The 25,552-nt window shown below is 41.4% G+C and carries 23 protein-coding genes and 1 pseudogene; 22 read left to right on the forward strand and 2 right to left on the reverse strand.

The annotated features are described in order from the left end of the window. The 7 genes and pseudogenes from rapZ to SORDD15_RS00785 all read left to right on the forward strand — a co-directional run. Window positions 1-803: RNase adapter RapZ (rapZ, locus tag SORDD15_RS00755; RefSeq protein ID WP_231097601.1), on the forward strand; the 803-nt coding region annotated here is incomplete at its 5' end. Continuing rightward, window positions 800-1,777 carry a YvcK family protein gene (locus SORDD15_RS00760; RefSeq protein ID WP_001231060.1) on the forward strand — a complete coding sequence of 326 codons (978 nt, stop codon included), beginning with the start codon at window positions 800-802 and terminating at the stop codon, window positions 1,775-1,777. The genes rapZ and SORDD15_RS00760, both read left to right, overlap by 4 nt. Beyond that, the gene (whiA, locus tag SORDD15_RS00765; protein WP_061413518.1) at window positions 1,774-2,685 is read left to right on the forward strand and encodes a DNA-binding protein WhiA; all 912 of its coding nucleotides are present in this window, start codon (window positions 1,774-1,776) and stop codon (window positions 2,683-2,685) included. The genes SORDD15_RS00760 and whiA overlap by 4 nt, the downstream gene beginning before the upstream one ends. A gap of 127 nt (window positions 2,686-2,812) precedes the next feature. After that, complete coding sequence (locus tag SORDD15_RS00770) at window positions 2,813-3,217, forward strand: DUF1310 family protein (RefSeq protein WP_061413520.1); 405 nt, start codon at window positions 2,813-2,815, stop codon at window positions 3,215-3,217. A 5-nt stretch (window positions 3,218-3,222) separates the two neighbouring features. After that, window positions 3,223-4,477, forward strand: a pseudogene (locus SORDD15_RS00775) (Mbeg1-like protein). Further along, the gene (locus SORDD15_RS00780) at window positions 4,474-4,866 is read left to right on the forward strand and encodes a hypothetical protein (RefSeq protein WP_061415613.1); all 393 of its coding nucleotides are present in this window, start codon (window positions 4,474-4,476) and stop codon (window positions 4,864-4,866) included. The pseudogene SORDD15_RS00775 and the gene SORDD15_RS00780 overlap by 4 nt, the downstream one beginning before the upstream one ends. Continuing rightward, window positions 4,866-5,177: a hypothetical protein gene (locus SORDD15_RS00785; RefSeq protein WP_061413522.1), complete on the forward strand. Its 312-nt coding sequence runs from the start codon at window positions 4,866-4,868 to the stop codon at window positions 5,175-5,177. Before SORDD15_RS00780 ends, SORDD15_RS00785 begins: the two co-directional genes overlap by 1 nt. Before the next feature lie 90 nt (window positions 5,178-5,267). On the opposite strand, the gene SORDD15_RS00790 is transcribed toward SORDD15_RS00785, so the two are convergent. Then, window positions 5,268-6,236: an NAD(P)/FAD-dependent oxidoreductase gene (locus SORDD15_RS00790; protein ID WP_061413524.1), complete on the reverse strand. Its 969-nt coding sequence runs from the start codon at window positions 6,234-6,236 to the stop codon at window positions 5,268-5,270. Window positions 6,237-6,372: 136 nt separating this feature from the next. Between SORDD15_RS00790 and cdaA the strand changes: the two genes are divergently transcribed. The 9 genes from cdaA (at window position 6,373) to SORDD15_RS00840 (ending at window position 15,397) form a co-directional block, all read left to right on the forward strand. Next, entirely contained in the window at window positions 6,373-7,230 is an 858-nt protein-coding gene (gene cdaA, locus SORDD15_RS00800; RefSeq protein ID WP_061413526.1) for a diadenylate cyclase CdaA, read from the forward strand. After that, the gene (locus SORDD15_RS00805) at window positions 7,217-8,014 is read left to right on the forward strand and encodes a CdaR family protein (protein ID WP_061413528.1); all 798 of its coding nucleotides are present in this window, start codon (window positions 7,217-7,219) and stop codon (window positions 8,012-8,014) included. The genes cdaA and SORDD15_RS00805 overlap by 14 nt, the downstream gene beginning before the upstream one ends. Before the next feature lie 30 nt (window positions 8,015-8,044). After that, the gene (gene glmM / locus SORDD15_RS00810; protein ID WP_061413530.1) at window positions 8,045-9,397 is read left to right on the forward strand and encodes a phosphoglucosamine mutase; all 1,353 of its coding nucleotides are present in this window, start codon (window positions 8,045-8,047) and stop codon (window positions 9,395-9,397) included. 73 nt (window positions 9,398-9,470) lie between these two features. Then, window positions 9,471-9,845, forward strand: coding sequence for a DUF1149 family protein (locus SORDD15_RS00815; RefSeq protein WP_001050092.1), 375 nt, complete (start codon window positions 9,471-9,473; stop codon window positions 9,843-9,845). A gap of 2 nt (window positions 9,846-9,847) precedes the next feature. After that, window positions 9,848-10,696: a DegV family protein gene (locus tag SORDD15_RS00820; protein ID WP_061413532.1), complete on the forward strand. Its 849-nt coding sequence runs from the start codon at window positions 9,848-9,850 to the stop codon at window positions 10,694-10,696. Between the two features lie 264 nt (window positions 10,697-10,960). Beyond that, window positions 10,961-11,728 carry a 4-hydroxy-tetrahydrodipicolinate reductase gene (gene dapB, locus SORDD15_RS00825; protein WP_061413534.1) on the forward strand — a complete coding sequence of 256 codons (768 nt, stop codon included), beginning with the start codon at window positions 10,961-10,963 and terminating at the stop codon, window positions 11,726-11,728. Next, window positions 11,725-12,924, forward strand: a complete 1,200-nt coding sequence (locus tag SORDD15_RS00830; protein WP_081102326.1) for a CCA tRNA nucleotidyltransferase — start codon at window positions 11,725-11,727, stop codon at window positions 12,922-12,924. Before dapB ends, SORDD15_RS00830 begins: the two co-directional genes overlap by 4 nt. After that, entirely contained in the window at window positions 12,921-14,789 is a 1,869-nt protein-coding gene (locus tag SORDD15_RS00835) for an ABC-F family ATP-binding cassette domain-containing protein (protein WP_061413538.1), read from the forward strand. The genes SORDD15_RS00830 and SORDD15_RS00835 overlap by 4 nt, the downstream gene beginning before the upstream one ends. After that, the gene (locus SORDD15_RS00840; RefSeq protein WP_061413540.1) at window positions 14,786-15,397 is read left to right on the forward strand and encodes a hypothetical protein; all 612 of its coding nucleotides are present in this window, start codon (window positions 14,786-14,788) and stop codon (window positions 15,395-15,397) included. Before SORDD15_RS00835 ends, SORDD15_RS00840 begins: the two co-directional genes overlap by 4 nt. A gap of 53 nt (window positions 15,398-15,450) precedes the next feature. Here the strand turns inward: SORDD15_RS00840 and SORDD15_RS00845 are convergent, their stop codons facing one another. Further along, window positions 15,451-16,644: a cation diffusion facilitator family transporter gene (locus SORDD15_RS00845; RefSeq protein ID WP_061413542.1), complete on the reverse strand. Its 1,194-nt coding sequence runs from the start codon at window positions 16,642-16,644 to the stop codon at window positions 15,451-15,453. 275 nt (window positions 16,645-16,919) lie between these two features. Here SORDD15_RS00845 and SORDD15_RS00850 point away from each other — a divergent pair, with 275 nt between their 5' ends. The 6 genes from SORDD15_RS00850 (at window position 16,920) to SORDD15_RS00875 (ending at window position 25,431) form a co-directional block, all read left to right on the forward strand. After that, window positions 16,920-18,410: a hypothetical protein gene (locus tag SORDD15_RS00850; protein WP_231097604.1), complete on the forward strand. Its 1,491-nt coding sequence runs from the start codon at window positions 16,920-16,922 to the stop codon at window positions 18,408-18,410. A gap of 1 nt (window position 18,411) precedes the next feature. After that, window positions 18,412-19,443 (forward strand): acyltransferase family protein, encoded by a 1,032-nt coding sequence (locus tag SORDD15_RS00855; protein WP_061413544.1) that lies wholly within the window; start codon window positions 18,412-18,414, stop codon window positions 19,441-19,443. After that, entirely contained in the window at window positions 19,436-20,422 is a 987-nt protein-coding gene (locus SORDD15_RS00860) for a glycosyltransferase family 2 protein (protein ID WP_061413546.1), read from the forward strand. Before SORDD15_RS00855 ends, SORDD15_RS00860 begins: the two co-directional genes overlap by 8 nt. 190 nt (window positions 20,423-20,612) lie before the next feature. Beyond that, the gene (locus SORDD15_RS00865; RefSeq protein WP_061413548.1) at window positions 20,613-23,309 is read left to right on the forward strand and encodes a cation-translocating P-type ATPase; all 2,697 of its coding nucleotides are present in this window, start codon (window positions 20,613-20,615) and stop codon (window positions 23,307-23,309) included. 104 nt (window positions 23,310-23,413) lie between these two features. Next, window positions 23,414-23,824: a peptide deformylase gene (locus SORDD15_RS00870; RefSeq protein WP_061413551.1), complete on the forward strand. Its 411-nt coding sequence runs from the start codon at window positions 23,414-23,416 to the stop codon at window positions 23,822-23,824. A gap of 11 nt (window positions 23,825-23,835) precedes the next feature. After that, window positions 23,836-25,431 carry a hypothetical protein gene (locus SORDD15_RS00875; protein WP_061413553.1) on the forward strand — a complete coding sequence of 532 codons (1,596 nt, stop codon included), beginning with the start codon at window positions 23,836-23,838 and terminating at the stop codon, window positions 25,429-25,431. The last annotated feature ends 121 nt before the right edge of the window (window positions 25,432-25,552 follow it).

The raw sequence follows: 25,552 nt of genomic DNA on the forward strand, positions 1-25,552 counted from the left end.
GATATTTTACCATTGACAATATGCCACCAGCCCTCTTACCAAAATTTTTGCAGTTGGTAGAGACCAAGGATGATGACCACAAACTGGCCTTGGTAGTGGATATGCGGAGCCGTTCCTTCTTTTCAGAGATTCAGGCAGTTTTGGATGAATTGGAAAACCAAGACGATTTGGACTTCAAAATTCTCTTTTTAGATGCAGCAGATAAGGAATTGGTGGCACGCTATAAGGAAACTAGACGAAGTCACCCTCTAGCAGCAGATGGTCGGATTTTAGATGGCATCAAGCTGGAACGTGAGCTCTTGGCACCTTTGAAAAATATGAGTCAAAATGTGGTGGATACGACCGAACTCACTCCGCGTGAACTCCGTAAAACCATTGCTGAGCAATTTTCGGACCAAGAACAAGCCCAGTCTTTCCGTATTGAAGTCATGTCTTTTGGATTCAAGTATGGTATCCCGATCGATGCAGACTTGGTCTTTGATGTCCGTTTCTTGCCAAATCCCTACTATCTCCCTGAACTCCGCAATCAGACAGGTGAGGATCAAGCAGTTTATGATTATGTGATGAATCATGAAGAGTCTGAAAGTTTCTATCAGCACTTACTCGCCTTGATTGAGCCCATTTTGCCAAGTTACAAAAAAGAAGGCAAGTCTGTTTTAACCATTGCAGTAGGATGTACAGGTGGACAACACCGTAGTGTTGCCTTTGCAAAACGAATCGCTGAGGACCTTGCTAAAAACTGGCCTGTCAATGAAAGCCATCGTGACAAAGACAGAAGAAAGGAAACGGTAAACCGTTCATGAGAAAACCAAAGATAACGGTAATTGGTGGAGGAACTGGTATCCCCGTCATTTTGAAAAGCTTGCGAGAAAAGGATGTTGATATCGCAGCCATCGTAACGGTAGCTGATGATGGTGGATCTTCTGGTGAACTAAGAAAGAATATCCAACAGCTGACACCACCAGGTGATCTTCGCAATGTTCTGGTAGCCATGTCGGATATGCCTAAGTTTTATGAGAAGGTTTTTCAGTACCGCTTTTCAGAAGAGGCTGGAGCTTTTGCGGGTCATCCGCTAGGAAATATCATTATAGCAGGGCTCTCTGAAATGCAGGGTTCGACCTATAATGCCATGCAGCTGCTAAGTCTCTTTTTCCACACAACAGGAAAAATCTACCCCTCAAGCGATCAGCCTCTGACACTGCATGCAGTCTTTAAAGATGGTTCTGAAGTGGCAGGTGAGAGCCACATTGCAGATCATCCAGGCATGATCGACCATGTCTATGTGACCAATACCTTGGATGATGAAACACCGCAAGCCAGCCGTCGAGTAGTCAATACTATTCTCGAGAGTGATATGATTGTCTTGGGGCCTGGTTCCCTCTTTACATCGATTTTGCCCAATATTGTCATTGAGGAGATTGGGCAGGCTCTCTTGGAGACTAAGGCAGAGATCGCCTATGTCTGTAATATCATGACCCAGCGTGGGGAAACAGAGTACTTTTCAGACAGTGACCACGTGGAAGTCCTCCATCGACACTTAGGTCGGCCTTTTATTGATACGGTCTTGGTTAATATCGAAAAGGTTCCTAGAGAATACATGGATACCAACCGTTTTGATGAATATTTGGTTCAGGTAGAGCATGACTTTGCTGGTCTTTGCAAGCAGGTTCCTCGTGTGATTTCATCCAACTTCCTTCGTTTGGAAAATGGAGGTGCCTTCCATGATGGCGATTTGATTGTAGATGAATTGATGCGCATTATACAGGTGAGAAAATGAGTTTTACAGTTGCAGTAAAAGAAGAAATTCTTGGTCAACACCATCTCAGTCGTTATGAACTATCGGCCATCATCAAGATGTCTGGCAGTATCGGTCTCTCTACTTCAGGCTTGACCTTGTCCGTCGTGACCGAAAATGCTAAGCTAGCTCGGCACCTTTATGAGTCCTTTCTCCATTTTTATGAGATCAAGTCAGAGATTCGTCACCATCAGAGAAGCAATCTTCGTAAGAATCGTGTCTACACGGTCTATACAGATGAGAGAGTGCAGGGGCTTTTAGCTGATTTGCGGCTTGCGGATTCCTTCTTTGGTTTGGAGACGGGCATTGATCCCGATATTTTAGCAGATGAAGAAGCTGGTCGTGCTTACTTATGTGGGGCCTTTCTTGCAAATGGTAGCATCCGAGATCCTGAATCTGGGAAGTACCAGTTGGAGATTAGTTCTGTTTATCTGGACCATGCCCAAGGATTGGCCTCTCTCCTTCAGCAGTTTTTGCTGGACGCCAAGGTTATTGAGCGCAAGAAAGGTGCAGTTACCTATCTCCAGCGTGCAGAAGACATCATGGATTTCTTGATCGTGATTGGGGCCATGCAGGCGCGTGATAATTTTGAGCGCGTCAAGATTTTGCGTGAAACCCGTAATGATCTCAATCGGGCTAATAATGCCGAGACAGCTAATATCGCTCGGACAGTTTCTGCTAGTATGAAGATCATCAATAATATCAGTAAAATTAAAGATAGAATGGGTTTGGAAAATTTACCCGTGGATTTGCAAGAGGTAGCGCAGTTGCGGATTCAGCATCCAGACTACTCTATCCAGCAGTTGGCGGATATCCTGAGCATTCCCCTAACCAAAAGTGGTGTCAACCACAGACTCAGAAAAATCAATAAAATAGCAGATGAATTATAAAACCACGAATCGTTGATTCGTGGTTATTTTCTTGAGGTTATTAAATTGAGAAGAATTTTAAAGGAAGCCAACTCCATAATCTATGGTATACTATAGATGAGTTATACTGTAGCATAAAGGAGGCACCATGAAAAAACCTAAAAAAAGTATGATTATTTTAATCAGTATTTTAGCAGTAATTGGAATCGCAGTAGGAGGTTGTAGCATGCACCAATACCAAAAGAAACAAGAAATGATTGCCATCGCGACCAGTGATGAGGCGAAGAAGGTTTATGAAGAATATTTGAAGAGAGAAGACCCTTATGCTTTTACTGAGAAAGGATTCGTACATTCCTATCAAGTGAAACTAGATTCATTAAGTTATAATCCAATGGGTGGGTTGATGGTTTCTTTAATAATCAATGATGATGAAGAAATGCTTGTGGATTATAATTTAATTGGAGGATCTGATGGAGATTATACTTCAGCATTTTATGGAAGTACGCCTAAATTTTGGCAGACTCGTGATAAATATTATAAAAAAGAGGAATAATAGTAATGGTGGAAAAATATATTAATGATCCTCATCTCCAGATAGCTATGACAGAGTACCAACCTAACATGAAAAAAGATAAATATGAGGTCAATACTCAGTACAATCATAATGTAGGGTATGTCACCCAAGTCTATGATAATACCACAGGAGCTGGCGAGCAGGTTTATGCAGTTGTAAAAAATCCCAATGAAAAAGCTGAGGATGTACAGGAAGTAACGGTCCTTTTTCGTGGTTCTACGGGCCCAGATCATTTTTGGGAAGAAACAGCAGATGTCTGGAATGACTGGGCTGAAAATGATGCAGTTATAGCCAAGAGAATTGTAATGCAAAGCAATCCCAGCGACCGAGACAATTCTACCGAGCAGCTAAAGGCTTCTGCCAGAGCTTTAAAAGATGTCATGGAAAAATATCCTAATGCCAAGATTAACATCTATGGGCATTCTCTTGGATCTATGGATGCTCAGTATGCTATGGCTGACCTAGAAGCGGCCCAAATCGAGCGAATCCAACAGGCTTATATTTACAACGGCCCTGATGTCTACCGAATCCTTAGCCCCAAACAGAGAAAAATTGTCGATCAGATTAAAGGACGTATCTACAACTATGCTGACCCTAAAGATAAGATTAGTATGGTGGGAAGAGATCCTTCGAAGGGCAGTATCGGTTCTGTAGGTATGGTTTATTATGTAGATAGTGAACAAGAAGATTTTGTAAATCAGCATATGACCTATGGTTATCGCTTGGATAAGGATGGGAAAATAAAAATTCTTTCTAATACCAGTACAGTTGCTTATAACAACTTTCTGATTAAAATGGAGAGTTTCAAAAGACTTAAGAAGAGCCTAGCTTCTGATGGGGTTACATCAAGTGAGCGAATCTTTCTAGACTCTGAACAAGCTAAGCTAACGGCGTCAGGTATTTGCCATATTGTAACAGAAGAACTAGATGTTCTCAAAAAAAATATATAATGGTGGTGTTCAAGATGCGAGTGAAGTGCTTGTTTCGTGTAGTAATGTTCCTTGGGGCTTTATCCTAAGTCCGTACGAAACAGAGGTTGCCTATTCTGATGGAGGAGTGACTTATGAAACAACTGTTGGTGTCATTCAAAAGAGGTTTACTCCAGTTCTTGATACTGCGAAACAATTAGAGAAAGATTTTACAGATTTAGAAAAGCAAATCAAAGATGGTATTCAGAAAAAATTAGATGAAGATAGGGAATTAGCTAATGAATTTAAGCAATGGGAGAGTTTGATATGATAGAGGATGAAATTAGGAAAAAGCGCCAACGTTTGGAAGAATGTGAGGATGACTATCGACGTTCTTATAAAAAAATCGAAAATCAGTACGAAGAGGCCAATTATAAATTTCAACAATTGCGTCATATGATTGATGAAAAGCATCGAATCATTTCCCATACCTTAGACCAGTTAGGTGGAGATACAACCGAATGGCGTTATCAATCCAATCAACTCGCATCCAACTTTAGTCAGCAAATCGAGATGGCATATCGAAATAGACAAGGGCAACTCGAACAAGAAGAATTGGAGCTCGAACAGGATTACAAGCGGCAACACCGTATCTTAGAAGATGAGTTTGCCAGAGCTCAGGAGCAACAACGACGTTTAGAAGAACGAGGTAAAAAGTAATGGCGAATGTAGTTGATTACATTAATGATTTTTTCGCAGGGGGAGAGGAAGCACTAAGAAATATAGAAAAAGAGTTAGAACGTTCATTTATAAAAAATATCTTGGCTCCAGCAAAAAAAGCTCGTATTTCCACTATAGAAAAAGATACAGAAAAATATATGAAGATTTCTCTATTAAGTGCTCAAGAAAGTTTGAAAGAAGTTTCGAAAAACATTGATAGTTCGATGAAGGGAGAATTTTCTACAAAAGTAGTTAAAACTATAGAAACGAAAAGTAAAGAATATCCAAAATCTTTAAATGGTACAAAGTAGACTTTTGCTTTTTAAAGTAAAACTCCAGTAAGTTGCTTTTTATAGCAGATGAACTATAAAACCACGAATCGTTGATTCGTGGTTCTTTTCTTATAAACTGGTTGAGTGTTTTGGTTGTACTTTTTGTTCTGGGTCAATGTAGTTGATGGCATTGTTAACAGCAGTTGGAGCTTCACCCAGTCCTGTCGCAATCAAATCAATCTTACCTTCATAGTAGCAGCAGTCGCCGATGGCATAGATACCTGCTTGGCTAGACTCTTGCTTGCTGTTAACGATAATCTTGTGACGGTTGAGGTCCAGCCCCCAATTTTTAAGATTGCCAACAGATGATTTGAAACCATAGTTGACAAAGAGGTGGTCTACCTCAATCGTTTCGGTTTCATCTGATTTGACTTTGGTGATTTCTAGTTTATCGAGTGTTTTTCCATCTCCGATAAGTTGGCTAGGAATGAACGGTGTTTTGATGGTTACAGATGATTCTTGCAGGGCTTGCACACTATGTTCCAAGGCGCGGAAGTTATCTCTGCGGTGAACGAGAGTAGTTGGGGCAATCTTTTCGAAAGCCAGAGCCCAGTCCACTGCTGAGTCTCCGCCACCAAGGATGGTCACTTTCTTGCCTGCGTATTGCTGAATGTTGGAAACGTGGTAGTGGATATTTTCATAGCCCTCAACACCTTCTAATTCGAGTGGACGTGGTTTAAAGGCACCACCACCCATGGCAATGATAACGGTTTTGGTCAGGTGACTTCCTTTGTTAGTTTGAATTGTATAACCTTCTTCTTGTTTCTCGATTTCTAGAACAGTTTCGTTGAGGTGAACAGGTGTTTCAAAGCCGTTTAGCTGTTCAATCAAGCGATTGGTCAATTCTTCTCCAGTAAGGTTTGGAAAACCGGGCACATCAAGGATTTGCTTCTCAGGATAGAGGATGGCAGGTTGACCACCGAGCTGGGGAAGGGAGTCGATGATTTGGACTTTTGCTTGGCGTAGGTGGGCGTAAAAGGCAGCAAAGAGCCCGACTGGACCACCGCCTACAATGGTAATATCATAGAGTTGAGACATGATTTCTCCTTCGTTTTTTCTAGTCAGTTTATTTTATCATATTTTTGCTTAATTTAAAATGAGGTAGGATAGGGAAAAAATGGGCAAAAAATGGTATAATGGTACAGAAAGTGTTTTGACAGGGAGGAGGCCAGGGATGAATTTTCAACCATTATCCAATTTGCAATACTGGACGAGTTTGTTTTCAAGCCCTTGGACAATAGTCACCAATCTGATTGATATTCTCATTGTGACATATATTTTATACCATTTTACCAAAGCGATTGCAGGGACCAAAATCATGATATTGGTGCGGGGAGTCCTGGTCTTTATTTTAGGTCAGATTCTGTCCAATATGATTGGTTTGACGACTATTTCCTGGTTGATCAATCAGATCATCACCTACGGGGTGATTGCAGCGGTGGTTATCTTCTCACCAGAGATTCGAACTGGTTTGGAGCGATTGGGTCGGGCTACGGATTTCTTCTCCAATGCCCCCATTAGTGCGGAAGAGCAGATGGTTCGTGCCTTTGTGAAATCAGTTGAATACATGAGTCCGCGTAAGATTGGTGCTCTGGTAGCGGTGCAACGCGTGAGAACCTTGCAGGAATACATCTCAACAGGGATTCCTCTAGATGCTAAGATTTCGGCTGAATTACTTATCAATATTTTCATTCCCAATACTCCCTTACACGATGGAGCGGTCATTGTCAGAGAAGATCGGATTGCCGTAACTTCAGCCTACCTACCCCTGACTGAAAATACTGGAATTTCCAAGGAGTTTGGGACACGTCACAGGGCGGCAATTGGTTTGTCGGAAGTATCAGATGCTCTTACCTTTGTGGTTTCGGAAGAAACGGGTGGAATCTCCATCACCTATAATGGAGTCTTTAAGCACGATTTGACCTTGGAAGAGTTTGAATCGGAGTTAAGAAGAATCTTGCTTCCAACATCAGAGGAAAAACGTGATTTGAAAGATCGCTTACTAGGAGGATGGAAACATGAGAAAAAATAGTTTTTATATCATTTCTTCCTTCTTTTTCGCTTGCATTCTCTTTATCTATGCGACTTCTACAAACTATCAGAATAGCAACAGTGCCAGACAAGTGCGGACGGAAACCTATACCAATACGGTTCTTAATGTCCCAATCGATATTCAGTACGACAGTGAACAGTACTTTATTAGTGGCTTTACTTCTGAAGTGACGGTCTTTCTGACAGGGTCAAACAGAGTTGCATTGGCGAGCGAGATGCAGGAAAGCACTCGAAAATTTAAGGTGAAAGCTGACTTAACCAATGCTAGTGTAGGAACCATCGAGGTTCCTCTAACCATTGAAAATTTACCGAGTGGTTTGACGGCTGTTGCAACTCCGCAAAAGATAACAGTGAAGGTTGGTAAAAAAGCAAAACGTGATAATGTAATCGTTGTGCCGGAGATTGATCCTAGCCAGATTGATTCTCGTGTGAAAATTGATACAGTCACTGTGTCAGATGAAAAAGTAACGGTTATTAGTGACGAGGAGACTCTCTCTAGAGTAGATCGTGTCATTGCCATCTTGCCGACAAGTGAACGGATAACAGGTAACTACTCGGCCTCTGTTCCACTACAAGCAGTTGATAAAAATGGAAATGTCTTACCAAGCGTCATTATGCCATTTGACACTACAATGAAAATTACAACCAAAACAGTATCGTCTAGCTCGAGTTCTTCGTCAACGACCTCGTCAACGGGCTCTTCAACCAACAGTTCGTCTTCAACGAGTTCAGAAACGAAACCAGACTCGTCTAAACAGGACTAAATAAAACAGTAGAAAAGGATGATAAATAAAATGGGTAAATATTTTGGGACCGATGGAGTCCGTGGAGAAGCAAACGTAGAACTGACGCCAGAATTGACCTTTAAACTGGGACGTTTTGGTGGATATGTTCTTAGCCAACATGAAACGGAAGCCCCTAAAGTCTTTGTAGGACGTGATACACGTATCTCAGGAGAAATGTTAGAATCAGCCTTAGTGGCAGGTCTCCTCTCTGTAGGGATTCATGTCTACAAACTCGGTGTCCTTGCAACACCAGCAGTAGCTTACTTAGTAAAAACCGAGGGAGCCAGTGCAGGTGTCATGATTTCCGCTAGCCACAACCCAGCCCTTGATAATGGAATTAAATTCTTTGGTGGGGATGGCTTCAAACTTGATGATGAAAAAGAAGCAGAAATCGAAGCCTTGCTAGATGCTACAGAAGACACTCTTCCTCGACCAAGTGCCGAAGGCTTGGGAACTTTAGTGGACTATCCAGAAGGCTTACGTAAGTATGAAGGTTACCTTGTTTCAACTGGAACTCCTCTTGAAGGAATGAAAGTGTCCTTGGATACAGCCAACGGTGCAGCGTCTACGAGTGCTCGTCAAATCTTTGCAGACCTTGGGGCTCAAATAACTGTTATCGGTGAGACACCAGATGGTCTTAACATCAACTTGAATGTGGGTTCTACACATCCAGAAGCTCTTCAAGAAGTGGTCAAAGAAAGCCAGTCAGCTATTGGTTTGGCCTTTGACGGAGACAGTGACCGCTTGATTGCTGTTGATGAAAATGGCGACATCGTTGATGGTGATAAGATCATGTACATCATCGGTAAATACCTTTCTGAAAAAGGCCAGTTGGCTCAAAATACCATCGTGACAACCGTTATGTCTAACCTTGGCTTCCATAAGGCCTTGGAGAGTGCTGGTATTAACAAGGCAGTGACTTCTGTTGGTGACCGCTATGTCGTTGAAGAAATGAGAAAATCAGGCTACAACCTTGGTGGTGAACAATCAGGCCACGTTATCTTGATGGACTACAATACAACAGGTGATGGTCAATTATCAGCTGTTCAATTGACTAAAATCATGAAAGAAACAGGCAAGAGCTTGTCTCAACTGGCATCAGAAGTGACGATTTACCCACAAAAACTGGTCAATATCCGAGTGGAAAATGCTATGAAAGAGAAAGCCATGGAAGTACCAGCCATCAAGACAATCATCGAAAAGATGGAAGAAGAAATGGCAGGGAACGGTCGTATCCTTGTCCGCCCAAGTGGAACAGAACCCCTCTTGCGCGTCATGGCAGAAGCTCCTACGACAGAAGAAGTTAACTACTACGTAGATACGATTGCTGCTGTTGTTAAAGATGAAATCGGAATTGACTAAAGCCTAGAAAGCTAGATGAAATGATAAAAATGTGGTACAATTGCATAGTAAATTGTAGTAATGGGAGAGAAAAATGAATCTTAAACGAGAACAAGAATTTGTTAGCCAGTATCACTTTGATGCTCGTAACTTTGAATGGGAAAATGAAAATGGAGCTCCTGAAACCAAGGTAGACGTGAACTTTCAGTTGCTCCAACATGACCAAGAAAACCAAGTGACTTCGCTTGTTGTTATCTTGAGTTTCATGATTGTCTTTGACAAATTTGTCATCAGCGGAACGATTTCCCAAGTTAACCATGTGGAAGGTCGCATTGTTAACGAACCAAGCGAATTTAACCAAGAAGAAGTCGAAACCTTGGCACGTCCATGTTTGAACATGCTTAATCGTTTGACGTATGAAGTAACAGAAATCGCCTTGGATCTTCCAGGGATCAATTTGGAGTTTTAGTCATGAAATTAGCTGTCATTACAGATTCTTCAGCCTATTTAGAGGAGAAGACGCTGCAAAGAGAGAATCTATTTATCTTGGATATTCCTGTCAATATTGATGGGGAGGAGTATGTTGAAGGTGTCAATCTGACTGCTGAGGAATTTTATCAAAAAATGGCTCAGTCTGTAGAATTGCCTAAAACTAGTCAACCGAGTATTGCCAAATTGGATGAGATTCTTAGTTCTTTGAAAGACGAGGGGTATACCCATGTCTTGGGACTCTTTCTTTCGTCAGGAATTTCAGGCTTTTATCAGAACATCCAATACATGTTGGATGAGTATGATGGCTTGAACATTGCCTTTCCAGATACCCATATCACAAGTTCCCCTCTAGGATTTATGGTAGAGAGTGCTTTTGAATGGGCAGAACAAGGTGATGATTTTGCCCAGATTCAGGAGAAGTTGGGGATTCAAATTGCTGATAATTCAGCCTTTATCATAGTAGATGACCTCGACCACCTGGTTAAGGGAGGACGTTTGTCAAATGGAGCAGCTATCTTAGGAAATCTCCTCAGTATCAAGCCTATCCTTTACTTTAATGACCAAGGAGTGATTGAAGTTTACGAAAAAGTTCGTACAGAAAAGAAAGCAATCAAACGTTTGGTGGAAATCATCAAGGGGGCGACAAAAGATGGGAATTACCGTATAACAGTCATCCATGGCAATGCTCCTCAAAAGGCAGCGGATTTACGTCAGCTTTTGATGGAGAGTGGTGTGACTGCGGAGATTCCAATTGAAACCTTTGGTAGTGTCATTGGGACCCACCTTGGAGAAGGTAGTATCGCCTTGAGCTATACACCAATCGTCTAAATTGTTCTTACAGGCTTTGTATCTTAGAAATTGAACACGGCCTACCTGCCTCTTGAAAAAAGATGCCTGTCTTGCCTTTCATGGAAAGTCAGCGCCATTCCCTATTTTTCATGGGCAGCTAACGTCCTTTGTATCTTGATAATTGAACACGCCTGGAACCCTGTGTGAAAAAGATAGTTCTTCCAAGGAGTAGACACTCCTTGATCAGAGCTCCTATTTTCACTTTGTGTTCTTGCAGGATTTGTATCTTAGACAGGAGTAGAGATGAGTATTCGAGTAATTATTGCCGGTTTTAAGGGGAAGATGGGTCAAGCTGCTTGTCAGATGGTCTTGGCTGATCCAGACTTGGACTTGGTAGCAGTTTTGGATCCTTTTGAGTCTGAGTCAGAATGGCAGGGAATTCCTGTTTTCAATGATAAGGCTGACTTGGCTGGTTTTGAAGCGGATGTTTGGGTGGATTTTACTACACCAGCCGTTGCCTACGAAAATACACGCTTTGCTCTTGAAAATGGCTTTGCTCCAGTAGTTGGAACAACAGGCTTTACTAGTGAAGAAATTGCAGAACTAAAAGCATTTTCCCGTGAACAAGATTTGGGTGGTTTGATTGCCCCTAATTTTGCCTTGGGAGCTGTCTTGCTTATGCAATTTGCGGCGCAGGCTGCCAAATATTTCCCAAATGTGGAGATTATCGAACTCCATCATGATAAGAAAAAAGATGCTCCGAGCGGAACAGCTATCAAAACGGCTGAGCTGATGGCAGAAGTGCGAGAGTCTATCCAACAAGGTGCGCCTGATGAGGAAGAATTGATTGCAGGTGTCCGCGGTGCTGATTTTGATGGCATGCGCATCCACTCAGTCCGTCTACCAGGCTTGGTAGCCCATCAGGAAGTCATCTTTGGCAATCAAGGAGAAGGATTGACCCTCCGTCATGACTCCTATGATCGTAGCTCCTTCATGACAGGGGTCAATTTGGGAATTAAAGAAGTTGTCAAGCGTCATGAGCTTGTCTATGGATTAGAACACTTATTATGAGATTAACGCAAATGCCTTCTGAATTTCAGAAGGCTTTACCAGTATTAGAAAAAATTAAAGAAGCAGGCTTTGAAGCCTATTTTGTTGGGGGCTCTGTTCGAGATGCCCTCCTCAATCGTCCCATCCACGATGTGGATATCGCTACTTCTTCCTATCCAGAGGAGACCAAGCAGATTTTTCCGCGAACAGCCGATATTGGAATTGAGCACGGAACTGTCTTGGTCCTAGATGGGGACGAGGAATATGAAGTGACGACCTTTCGGACCGAAGATGTCTATGTAGACTATCGCAGACCCAGTGCGGTTTCCTTTGTGCGTTCGCTAGAAGAAGACCTCAAGCGCCGTGATTTCACAGTTAATGCCTTTGCCTTGGATGAGACAGGCGAAATCATTGACTTGTTCCATGGTTTAGAAGATTTGAAAAACCAAGTCTTGCGAGCAGTTGGAGTGGCTAGTGAACGTTTCAACGAAGATGCTCTGCGTATTATGCGTGGTTTCCGTTTTCAGGCTAGTCTAGGTTTTAAACTTGAGCCAGAAACTTTTATGGCGATGAAGACCTTGACGCCACTTTTGGAGAAAATTTCTGTGGAGCGCACCTTCGTTGAGTTTGATAAACTCTTGCTGGCACCTTTTTGGCGAGTTGGTCTGGCTTCCATGATTGAGAGTCGAGCTTATGACTATCTTCCAGATATGGCAGGAAGCCAGGACAAGCTCAACAGACTGTTTGATTTGGAGACTGATTTCACTTTTGAATCTTCTGAACAAGCCTGGGCGGCTCTGTTGTGGGCTTTGGAGATTAAAAATGCGCAGCCATTTTTGAAAGCTTGGAAAACCTCACGCCAGTTTGCCAAGCAAGTACAAGATTTGCTGACTGTTTTGGCTTTGCGAGAAGAAGGAGAGCTGAGCAAGCGCGATTGTTACCGCTTTGACTTGGATTCCCTTCTACAAGCTGAAAGTCTTCGTCAGGCCCAAGGAAAAGAAGTCAACCCACAAGCCATCACAGAAACTTACCATAGTTTGACCATTCATGATAAGAAAGAAATCCAGATTAACGGTGGCATTTTGATTAAGGAATATGGTTACCAGCCAGGACCAGACTTGGGAGAGATTTTAACAGAGATTGAGTTTGCCATTGTCGATGGAGAGTTGGAAAATGATCGTCAAGCTATCCATGCTTACCTGAGGGAGAGAAAATGAGTGATTTTATCGTTGAAAAACTAAGTAAATCCGTCGGTGACAAGACCGTTTTTAAGGATATTTCCTTTATCATCCATGACCTAGACAGAATCGGTCTAATCGGTGTCAATGGAACAGGGAAGACCACTCTTTTAGATGTTCTTTCTGGTGTTTCTGGCTTTGATGGGGATGTCAGTCCCTTTTCAGCTAAGAATGATTACCAGATTGGCTACTTGACTCAGAATCCAGATTTTGATGATAGCAAGACGGTCTTGGATACGGTTCTTTCCAGCGATCTCAAGGAAATTCAGCTCATTCGTGAGTATGAATTGATCATGCTCAACTATAGCGAGGACAAGCAGGCTCGTCTGGAACGGGTCATGGCTGAGATGGACTCCCTCCAAGCATGGGAAATTGAGAGTCAGGTCAAGACCGTTCTCAGTAAGTTGGGTATTCAGGACTTGTCCACTCCAGTTGGGGAACTGTCAGGCGGTCTGAGAAGACGGGTTCAGTTGGCGCAAGTTCTCCTAGGAAACCACGACCTCTTGCTTCTGGACGAGCCGACCAACCACTTAGATATTGCGACTATTGAGTGGCTGACCCTCTTTTTGAAAAATTCCAAGAAGACCGTTCTCTTTATCACCCACGATCGTTATTTCCTAGATGCACTGTCAACACGGATTTTTGAGTTGGACCGAGCTGGATTGACGGAATATCAGGGAAATTATCAGGACTATGTTCGCCTCAAGGCAGAACAAGATGAGCGTGACGCTGCCCTTCTCCACAAGGAAGAACAACTTTATAAGCAAGAATTGACCTGGATGCGCAGACAACCGCAGGCGCGTGCGACCAAGCAACAAGCTCGTATCAATCGATTCCATGATTTGAAAAAGGAAGTTTCTGGAACGACAGCTGAAACAGACTTGACCATGAACTTTGAAACTAGCCGTATTGGTAAGAAGGTCATCGAGTTTAAAGATGTTTCCTTTGCTTATGAGAACAAGCCGATTTTGCAAGATTTTAATCTATTGGTGCAAGCTAAAGACCGTATCGGAATAGTTGGGGACAACGGTGTCGGGAAGTCAACTCTGCTTAATCTCATTGCAGGAAGTCTTGATCCGACTAAAGGTCAAGTGATCATCGGTGAGACGGTTCGCATCGCTTATTTCTCTCAACAAATTGAAGGATTGGATGAGAGCAAGCGCGTTATCAATTACTTGCAGGAAGTAGCAGAGGAGGTCAAGACCAGTGGTGGTTCTACGACTTCCATCGCTGAGTTGCTGGAGCAGTTCCTTTTCCCACGTTCAACCCATGGAACCTTGATTGAGAAATTGTCTGGGGGAGAGAAAAAACGCCTTTATCTCCTCAAACTGCTCTTGGAAAAACCAAATGTTCTTCTCTTGGACGAGCCGACCAATGACCTAGATATTGCAACTTTGACAGTTTTGGAGAATTTCTTGCAGGGCTTTGCAGGGCCAGTATTGACAGTTAGCCATGACCGTTATTTCCTGGATAAGGTAGCGACCAAGATTCTCGCTTTTGAGGATGGCAAGATTCGGCCTTTCTTTGGTCATTACACCGACTACCTAGATGAAAAAGCCTTTGAAACAGAGATGACTAATCAAGTGCAAAAGGCCGAAAAGGAGAAAGTAGTCAAAGTTCGAGAAGATAAGAAACGCATGACCTACCAAGAAAAGCAAGAGTGGGCAAACATTGAAGGCGATATTGAAGCCTTGGAAAATCGTATCGCTACTATCGAAGAGGAAATGCAGGCTAACGGCTCTGACTTTGGCAAACTGGCGACGCTTCAAAAAGAGCTAGAGGAGAAAAACGAAGAACTCCTTGAAAAATACGAACGCTATGAATACTTAAGTGAGTTGGCTTGATGGAAGAAAAAATCATAAAACGTAGTCCTAGGAAAATCATTTGGAATGCCTTGTTTGGCTTGGCTTCAGTGCTTTTCTTCTTGCTGCCTCTCTCTTATCTCTATTCGTATTCGGAAAAAGGGAGCAAACTTCATACGATAAGTCTTTTGTTAATGCTGGTTGTACTTTTTTGCGTTGGAGTAGTCATTTATCAGACATACAGACTGTTAAGATCCGATAAGGAATATTTGAAATGCACAGTTGAGGGGGTTTACTACAAACCGAATCCAAAGAAACCCAGTCATTTCTACGCTTGGGCAGATGTAGAGGACTTTTCCTTCTCTCGGATCCGAGGGAAGTATAGGGATTCTTATCGGATTGAAGTCTATTTTAAAAACAAGGAAAATGTGAAATCTCAATCCTTTCTAGCTCTGCTGAAGAGAAGGGTTCTCCCTTTTTATCCGTCATCAGATTTAATTATCCCTATCTTTCTACTAGATGTAGGACTTCCTGAAAGGGTCTATGATGCCATGAAGTACTATGAAAGAGAATGGCGCATCGAACAAAATCGTCAAGCAAGAAAAAAGGCAAAACAAGCTTCGAAAAGCAAATCTTCCAAACCGTCATAGTCTGTCTTTGCTTAAAGTAAAATAATTAAAAATACCCTATCCATTGGATAGGGTCATTGTTTGTCTTCTTTTTTAGTTTCCTGGTGGAAGATGTTTTGCCAAGTCTCATGGCGACGCCAGATACTGGTGTGGACGATGCCATCTAGCTCATAGCAAATGAGCTTGGTTTTCTGACTAATGGAAGTGATTTGAATATCTTTAATAGCAGCTTTAAGTTCTTTTTCAGACTTATAAGCCTCTTTATCCATCTGCTTCCCATCTTGACGGATATAGAGAAAGTCCTCAGCAAGGAGTTCTTCTAGCTGATTTCCTTGGTCAATCAATTGCTCACGCATGAGCAGTTTTTTATAGACATTGTCCAAAATCTCGTCCTCAGGTATGGGAGCTGGTTCGATGTGAATATCGGTATCAAAAACCCCAAAGCGCTCTTCCAGCATGGATTCGACCTGATCTGCAATCTCATGACTTTCATAGACAGATAAGTCGGGATTCATTTCTAAGGTGATATCAAGGTAGATATTGCTGCCGTAGGTGCGGCCCCGTTGGGACTTGACCTTGCTGATTTTGGGAATTTCCATGATAGCCTTTTGATAATCCTCAAGCAGACGGTCGTCAAAACCATCTGAAAGACTAAAGGAAGACTCAATAAAGATATCGTAAGCTGTCTTTAAGATAAAGAAAGTGATAATGATAGCGACCACTTTATCCACAATCGGATAGTTGAAACTGCTAGCTAGGATAGCAATGGAAGTCCCGATGGATGTCACAGCGTCTGATAAATTATCCTTGGCAGCCGCCTTGAGGGCATTGGACTTGGATTTTTTGCTGAGCTGGGTGTTGTAGAGGTAGACCAAAAACATGACTGCAGCTGAGATCACTCCAAGAATGGCCCCCAGAGGATCAATAAGCGCTTCCTCTTGACTGAGGATTTTTTGGATGGTGTCACGAAGGACATCAAACCCTACATAAAACATGATGATGGAAGTAATGAGACTAGCCAGGTCTTCAATCTTCCAGTGACCAAAACGATGGTCACGGTCTGCAGGCTGGCGCGCCATCCGAATCCCGATCAAGAGAGCAACATTTCCAATAATATCGGATACGTTGTTAAAACCATCTGCCACCAAACTGGAGGAGGATAGGAGATGGCCTGTCGCTAACTTGGCAGCTGATAAGACCAAATAGGCCAAAATGCTAATGATGGCCCCCCGTTCGGCCAGTTTGAGGTTTGAGACAGGTTGTTTCATTCAGCTTCCTTTCTAGTGACATAGCATTCTACCATTATACTGGTTTTCAAAGGAAAATTCAAACGATATAGGCTTACAAGGTTGGATATGAGCTAGTTTTTTATAAGGAAATGTGGTAGAATTGAAGAGTAATATTTATTCGAAAGAGAGCTTGTAATGATAAATAAAAATATGATCAGTAGGCTACTTAGCTTAAGTTTTTATTTTTACCATTTTTATTTTTTTATCTATATATATCAATGAGAGGTTTTGAATATCCTGTAGTAGATGATATCATGGTGAATCAAACTATATTATCTGGGGAGAATATGCTATTACCCTATGTAGGAATTTTATTATCTACAGGGTTGGTCTTTCTTCAAAAAATTTTTACTGATTGGAATATTTTTTTTATCTTTTTAGTTAGTATTTATTGTATTAGTTTTGGTGTCTATGCTATCTTTTTTTATAAGAAAAAACTGTATCTTTTGCTTCCAATTGTGTTTTTAGCCCAATTGATACTTATTAAATATTTTTCTTTTTCCGTTATCGCATATTTATCAGCTACAGCGGCTACTTTTTTACTATTTGACAAAAGGTACATTTCAGGACTATCACTATTGTTCATTGGTTTATCCATTCGACCTCAAATTATATCAAGCTTTATTTTACTGTTATTCCCTTTTCTGCTTTTTGAGTGGATATCTTCTAAAAAAAGAAAAGAAATAGTTTTATTATTTAGCGTCATTTTACTGATTTTTGCTTCCAATAAACTATATACACTAGGGAAAGCTGACGTACAGGAATATTTGACATGGAATAGCCTAAGTACGAATTTGAGAGATTATCCTGCTATTGATTATCAAAGACATGCGAATGAATTTGAAGCTTTGGGAGTAAGTGAGAATGATTTGAATGTCTCCACCTACTGGTTATTTGCTGAAAAAAAAGCCTTAAGCAATACTCTTTTAACAAACATTCAGTCTGTTCGTTCCCTTTCAGAGAAGTACTCGTTTAATCTGCCTCAGATGATATCAGATTTTTTTAAGAATAGTATTCTGACAACCTTCTCTTTAATACTGATTAGTTGGTTTTTGATTTTTAAGTCTAAGAAGCTATACGGATGGTTTGTACCGATTTCCCCCTTACTTTTGATTGGAGCTCTCTTTGTTAGACAGAGGGTAGTAGAGCGCGTATATATCCCTCTAATAGTATGCTTCTTAGTAGTATTTATTTTCTATGCTCAATCATTTTATGAAAAAAGACGTTTATTTGATAAGAGGAAGGTGTTCCTTAGCTTACAAATAATGGGAATACTAGGAGGAGCAGTATGGATAAATCAGCTTGGACAAGAACTGTATTGGTTTCCCTATATTCAATCGTCAGTAGTCTCAGAGTACCAAAATCTTGTACAGAGAAATTCGGATAAACTTATTGTTTTCGGTGGATATGGCACTTTGGTTTCTTCACAACCTACATTGTCAACTTTTAAATTAAGATCCAATCAGTTAGTGACAAATACAACTACATTAGGAAATTGGCAAACTTTTTCTCCTCATTATTATCAACAAATGAAGCGATACGGAGTTGAAGAACCTGAAAATCTGTTGTCTTCTGCAATCAACAATCAGAATATTCTCTTCTTTTGGTCCACTTCCTCAGGGAATATGGATAGTGTTAAAAAAATTATGAAAGAACATTATCAGAAGGATGTTTACTTTGAGGAAGTTGAATCTGTCACTTCAGATATGAGCGTTTATCGTTTAAAATTAGGAACAGGAGGATAGTATGAAGAACCGAATTGGTTACATAGATATGTCTAAAGGTTTAGCAATTATATTAGTTATCATTGGACATAGTAGCTTCGTTCCAAATAATGCAAAGTTGCTTCTCTATTCATTCCATATACCGTTGTTCTTTTTCTTATCTGGTTTTACTTTGAATGTTAGAAAATACGAAACCTTCTCAGGCTATTGTTTAAATAAGGTAAAGAGTTTAGTTATTCCTTTTTTCTTGCTAAATAGTTTTGTTTTTCTGTTTCAACTTTTTGTTATGTACCCTGATCAGGTTCTGAGTTTTGATATTCTTCATTTTATAAAACAGTTACTGATTGCAGATCGTTTGCATATTTATTTTCAATTATGGTTTTTGAATGTAATGTTTTTGGCTCATGTTTTCAGTTACTTTATTTTAAAGAGAAGATGGAATTTGAGCCAGTGGGTGATAATAATCTTATCTCTCTTGGTTTTGGTCTATCTCGGACAGAAGGTATATGAGAGGGAGTATTATTTAATTTGGAATATTGATTTAGTTCCTGTTGCTCTGATTTTCATCTTGCTGGGAGTATGGACTAAGAATAATTTACATCAATTAGAAAAGTATTTTTCAATTTACCTTTTGCCGATTGGACTTATTCTTACCAATTATAGCAGTAAACTAAACTATCGAGTGAGTGGCTATCAAATTGTTGATTTGTATTATCAGCAAATTGGGAATCATTTCTTATTTTACTTGGCAGCTATTTCAGGAATTTGGAGTGTTCTTATATTTTTTAAAACAATTCCAGAGAGTTCCATTTTGAAATCAATCGGCCAAAAAACGTTGATTTATTATGGAGTACATTCGCCGATAGTTCTGGTCTTAGTAGAAAAATTAGTTAAAGAATTGTCTACGAAATATACTGGAATTTTTGTTAATCAATATATAACGACAGTTTTTGTAGTTATATTAACAATTTTGGGCTGTGAATTGATAGTCAGGATATTTAGAGGAACCAACTTTCCTTTTGGGATAAAAAGATTAGGAGAAAGAGATGAGTAGACACAAGCCAATTTTATATATCGTTGTTCCATGTTACAACGAAGAACAAGTCTTACCGCATACTAATCCAATGTTTGTTGAAAAAATTGAACAATTAGTAAAGAAAGAAGAAATCCATCCCCATAGTAAAATTATGTATGTAAACGATGGTAGTAAGGATCGGACTTGGGAACTGATAGAAAGTTATGCTAATTCCATTCCTTCTGTGGTTGGTGTATCACAAAGTCGTAATAGGGGGCATCAAAGTAGTGTCCTTGCAGGCATGTATGAGGCTATTCAGTTTGCTGATATTGTCATTACAATTGATGCTGATGGACAAGATGATATCAATTGTATGGATAAAATGATTGAAGAATATAAAAGCGGTTCTGAAATTGTCTACGGTGTACGTGATAACCGTGATACGGACTCTGCTTTTAAACGAATTACAGCTGAAGGTTTTTATAAAGTTTTACGCCTATTTGGAGCAGAAGTCGTTTTTAATCATGCCGACTATCGATTGGTTTCTAAAAGATTCTTGAAGGAATTAGAAAAATTCACTGAGGTCAATCTTTTTCTTCGTGGTTTAATGCCTTTAGTTGGCTTTAAATATTCTTACGTTTCGTATAAGCGCCATGAACGAATTGCTGGTGAGAGCCATTATCCACTATCTAAAATGCTTGGTTTGGCTATGGATGGTATTACCAGTTTATCAATTAAACCGATTCGGTTGATTACAAGTCTTGGTGTTTTGACGTCACTCTTTAGTTTTCTATTGATTATTTGGGTTGTATGGAGTAAGTTTGCTGGTACAGTCGTGGCTGGTTGGGCAAGCACCTATGCAATAGTTAGTTTACTTGGTGGAGTCCAATTGATTAGTTTGGGAGTAATTGGTGAGTATATTGGAAAGATTTACTTAGAAACGAAACGTCGTCCTAGATATATTATCAGTGAACGTACTTTTGATCCAGATAGTGTTTCATCTGATTTTAATCATTGAAAATTTTTCAAATTTTGCTATAATAGAACTACTCAAGGGAGTAGCTGGCAGAGAACTGCGGTAGTATCGTCATTTCGAAATTTATTTCCGGTGCTATCTTAAACAGCGAGACTTGTTATTGCTAACAGGTCTCTTTTTGTTTGTCTTTTGCTGCAAACAAAGGAGCCTAGATATGTAAAGGAGGAGACACATGTCCCAAGAACAAAAACGCCAAGCGTTTTATACTCAAAGTCCTGAGGAAGTCTTGAAGTCAGTTGAAGCAACTGAGCAAGGTCTTTCGTCTAGCGAAGCGCAGAAACGCTTAGCTGCCTATGGACGCAACGAACTTGAAGAGGGTGCCAAAAAGTCACTCTTGATGAAGTTTCTTGAGCAATTTAAGGATTTAATGATTATTATCCTTTTGATTGCAGCAGTCTTATCAGTCGTGACCTCAGGTGGGGAAGATATTGCGGACGCTATCATCATCTTAGCAGTAGTTATCATCAATGCCGCCTTTGGGGTTTACCAAGAAGGTAAGGCAGAAGAAGCCATCGAAGCCCTCAAATCCATGTCCAGTCCAGCTGCGCGGGTCTTGCGTGATGGACACATGGCTGAGATTGATTCCAAGGAATTGGTTCCTGGTGACATCGTAGCTCTGGAAGCAGGTGACGTGGTTCCAGCTGACCTTCGTTTGCTAGAGGCTAACTCCCTCAAAATCGAAGAAGCAGCCCTAACCGGTGAGTCTGTTCCTGTTGAGAAAGATTTAACAGTCGAACTCGCTAGTGATGCTGGAATCGGAGACCGGGTCAATATGGCCTTCCAAAACTCAAATGTGACTTATGGTCGTGGTCTTGGTGTTGTTGTCAATACAGGTATGTATACTGAAGTGGGTCATATCGCAGGTATGCTCCAAAATGCGGATGAGACAGACACACCGCTCAAGCAAAACTTAAATAACCTTTCTAAAGTTTTGACCTATGCAATTTTGGTCATTGCTCTTGTTACTTTTGTAGTTGGAGTCTTCATTCAAGGGAAAAATCCACTTGGTGAGTTGATGACTTCAGTTGCCCTTGCCGTGGCGGCTATTCCAGAAGGGCTTCCTGCTATCGTAACCATCGTTCTTGCCCTTGGTACTCAAGTTTTGGCCAAACGAAACTCAATCGTTCGTCAGTTGCCAGCAGTAGAAACACTTGGTTCAACAGAGATTATCGCATCTGATAAGACGGGAACTTTGACTATGAACAAGATGACTGTCGAAAAAGTTTTCTACGATGGTGTCTTGCATGATTCTAAGGAAGAGATTGAGCTGGGGCTTGAAATGCCGCTCCTTCGCTCAGTTGTTTTGGCTAATGATACCAAGATTGACGTTGAAGGCAACCTCATCGGGGACCCAACTGAAACAGCCTTTATCCAGTATGCCTTGGACAAGGGTTATGATGTCAAAGGATTTTTAGAAAAGTATCCGCGTGTGGCTGAATTGCCGTTTGACTCTGACCGGAAGCTGATGTCAACGGTTCACCCCTTGCCGGACGGTCGTTACCTCGTAGCTGTTAAAGGAGCACCAGACCAACTCTTGAAGCGCTGTGTTTCTCGCGATAAGGCGGGCGATATTGCAGCTATCGATGGACAAGTGACAGATTTGATCCATACCAATAACTCCGCAATGGCCCACCAAGCCTTGCGTGTCCTTGCAGGTGCCTATAAGATTGTCGATAGTATTCCTGAAAATCTTACTTCTGAAGAGCTTGAAAACAACTTGATCTTCACTGGTTTGATTGGAATGATTGATCCTGAGCGTCCAGAAGCTGCAGAAGCTGTTCGTGTCGCCAAGGAAGCGGGAATCCGTCCGATCATGATCACGGGTGACCACCAGGATACAGCAGAAGCCATTGCCAAACGCTTGGGAATCATTGAAGAAGGAGATACCGAAGACCATGTCTTGACCGGTGCAGAACTCAATGAACTTTCTGATGAAGAATTTGAAAAAGTGGTTGGTCAGTACTCTGTCTATGCTCGCGTATCGCCAGAACACAAGGTTCGGATCGTCAAAGCTTGGCAAAATCAAGGTAAGGTTGTTGCCATGACAGGAGACGGTGTTAACGATGCGCCAGCTCTGAAAACAGCCGACATCGGTATCGGTATGGGAATCACTGGTACAGAGGTTTCTAAGGGAGCTTCTGACATGATTCTTGCGGATGATAACTTTGCGACTATTATTGTTGCGGTAGAGGAAGGACGGAAGGTCTTCTCAAACATTCAAAAGACTATCCAATACCTACTTTCAGCCAACACTGCAGAAGTCTTGACTATCTTCCTTGCGACTCTCTTTGGTTGGGATGTCTTGCAACCTGTTCATCTTCTCTGGATTAACTTGGTAACCGATACCTTCCCAGCTATCGCTCTTGGGGTAGAACCTGCAGAGCCAGGTGTTATGAGCCATAAACCACGTGGCCGTAAGTCTAGCTTCTTCTCAGGTGGGGTTCTTAGCTCCATCATCTATCAAGGCGTGCTTCAAGGTGCCTTGGTTCTTGCAGTCTACGGCTATGCTATTGCTAACCCTGTTCATATTGGGGACAATACTGCCATTCATGCGGATGCCCTGACGATGGCTTTTGCAACACTTGGTTTGATTCAGCTCTTCCACGCCTACAATGTCAAGTCTGTTTACCAATCTATCTTGACAGTTGGTCCTTTCAAGTCTAAGACCTTTAACTGGTCTATCCTGGTTTCCTTCATTCTCTTGATGGCAACAATCGTTGTAGAACCGCTTGAAGGTATCTTCCACGTAACCAAACTAGACTTGTCACAATGGGGTATTGTTCTAGCTGGAAGCTTCTCAATGATACTTATCGTAGAAATCGTCAAGTTTGTTCAACGTAAACTTGGTCTTGATAAGAACGCGATTTAAAAAGAAAGTCATCTTCGGATGGCTTTTTTTGCATTTGAGGAGAATGGTTAGAAGTTATCCTCTTTTGTGCTATAATAAAGTAAAATAGCAAGGAGTGAAAGAGAATGGAAAAGAAAATTGTCCGAGATGTCTTATTCTTGTCGCAAGTTTCGAAAGCGGCAAGTCAGGAAGACCTTTATCTGGCTAGAGATCTGCAGGATACCCTGCTGGCTAATCGCGAGACCTGTGTTGGTCTGGCAGCAAATATGATTGGCGTGCAGAAGCGTGTCATTATCTTTAATCTTGGCTTGGTTCCTATGGTCATGTTTAATCCCGTTCTCCTTTCCTACAAAGGACCTTACGAGACAGAGGAAGGGTGTTTGTCCTTGACTGGGGTGCGACCGACGACTCGTTATGAAACGATTACAGTTTCCTATCGTGATAGTAAGTGGCAGGAGCAGACCATTACGCTGACGGGTTTTCCAGCTCAGATCTGTCAACATGAACTGGATCATTTGGAAGGACGGATTATTTAGGAGGAAGTCAAATGAAACGTATACTTTTTGAACTTGTTTTTATCGCAACGACTTGGTATATCTTTTTGCCGCCACTTAATCTTACTAGTTGGGAATTTATCTTCTTTCTTTGTGGGCATTTGGTGGTGATGGGGATTTTGTTTAGTTTCCGCAAGGATACCAATCTCCTCAAGACAGTTCACCTACGCCATGGCAAGGCTACCAAAGATCTCAATCTAGAAGGATTCCTTTTTACCAAACTTAGTAGAGGATTGTTTCTGACTGCAGGACTCATCTTTGCCCTTGCTGGTCTGGTAAGCTTAGTAACTTCTAGCTTTTTCCAAGCAAAAAATTATGCTAATGTGGTATCCATTACAGAAAAAGATTTTAAAGATTTTCCTAAGAGTGATACCAGTAAGGTTCCAATCCTAGATCGGAGCACTGCAGAAAAGATTGGAGACCGTTATCTAGGATCTCTGACGGATAAGGTATCTCAGTACGTAGCAGCAGATACCTACACTCAGCTAACGGTTGATGGCAAACCTTATCGGGTGACTCCTTTGGAGTATGCCGACCCGATCAAATGGTTTAATAATCAGTCCAAGGGGATTGGTGAGTATATCAAGGTTGATATGGTGACAGGAAATGCGGAATTGGTGGATTTAAAAACGCCGATGAAGTATTCGGACTCCGAGTATTTTAACCGAGACGTCAAACGTCACTTGCGCTTCAAGTACCCAACCAAGATTTTTAAAACGCCATCCTTTGAGGTGGATGATGAAGGCAATCCCTTCTATGTAGCAACCGTTTATCAAAAGCAGTTTGGTCTAGGAGTCCCTCGCCCTTCGTCTGTTATTATCTTAGACGCCACCAATGGAGAAACCAAGGAATACAGCTTGGATGATGTGCCAGAATGGGTGGATCGTGTCTATCCAGCTGAAGAAACCATCGAGCAAATCAACTACAACGGCAAGTATAAAGACGGCTTCTGGAATGCCTTGATTTCTAAGAAAAATGCTACCCAAACGACCGAGGGCTATAACTATCTTTCTATCGGAAATGACATTTATCTCTACACGGGGGTGACTTCAGCAAATGCTGACGAAAGTAATCTAGGATTTATCCTTGAAAATATGCGTACTGGTGAAATCACCAAGTACAACCTAGCTTCAGCAACCGAAGAATCTGCCCGTGCTTCCGCAGAAGGAGCAGTGCAAGAGAAGGCCTACAAGGCTACCTTCCCTATTCTTGTCAATCTCAATGACAAACCTCTCTATATCATGGGCTTGAAGGACAATGCAGGCTTGGTAAAGGAGTATGCATTGGTCGATGCCGTGGAGTACCAAAACGTCATCGTAGCAACTACGGTAGATGAACTCCTCAGCAAGTATGCCAATAAAAACGACCTCGAGCTGGATAACGAAACGGTAGAAAGTATCAAGGGAGTGGTTTCAGATCTTAAATCAGCTGTCATCAAAGGAGATACTGTCTACTTCTTCAAAGTTGATGGCAAGATTTATAAGGTCAAGGCTTCGGTATCGGATGACCTTCCTTACCTCGAAAATGGCCAATCCTTTGAAGGTCAAGTTGGAAAAGATAATTACCTCAAGACCTTTAAAGTACAATAATACTCTTCGAAAATCTCTTCAAACTACGTCAGCGTCGCCTTGCCGTAGGTATGGTTACTGACTTCGTCAGTTCTATCCACAACCTCAAAACAGTGTTTTGAGCAGCCTGCAGCTAGCTTCC

Source organism: Streptococcus oralis, assembly GCF_001578935.1.
Taxonomy (GTDB): domain Bacteria; phylum Bacillota; class Bacilli; order Lactobacillales; family Streptococcaceae; genus Streptococcus; species Streptococcus oralis_R.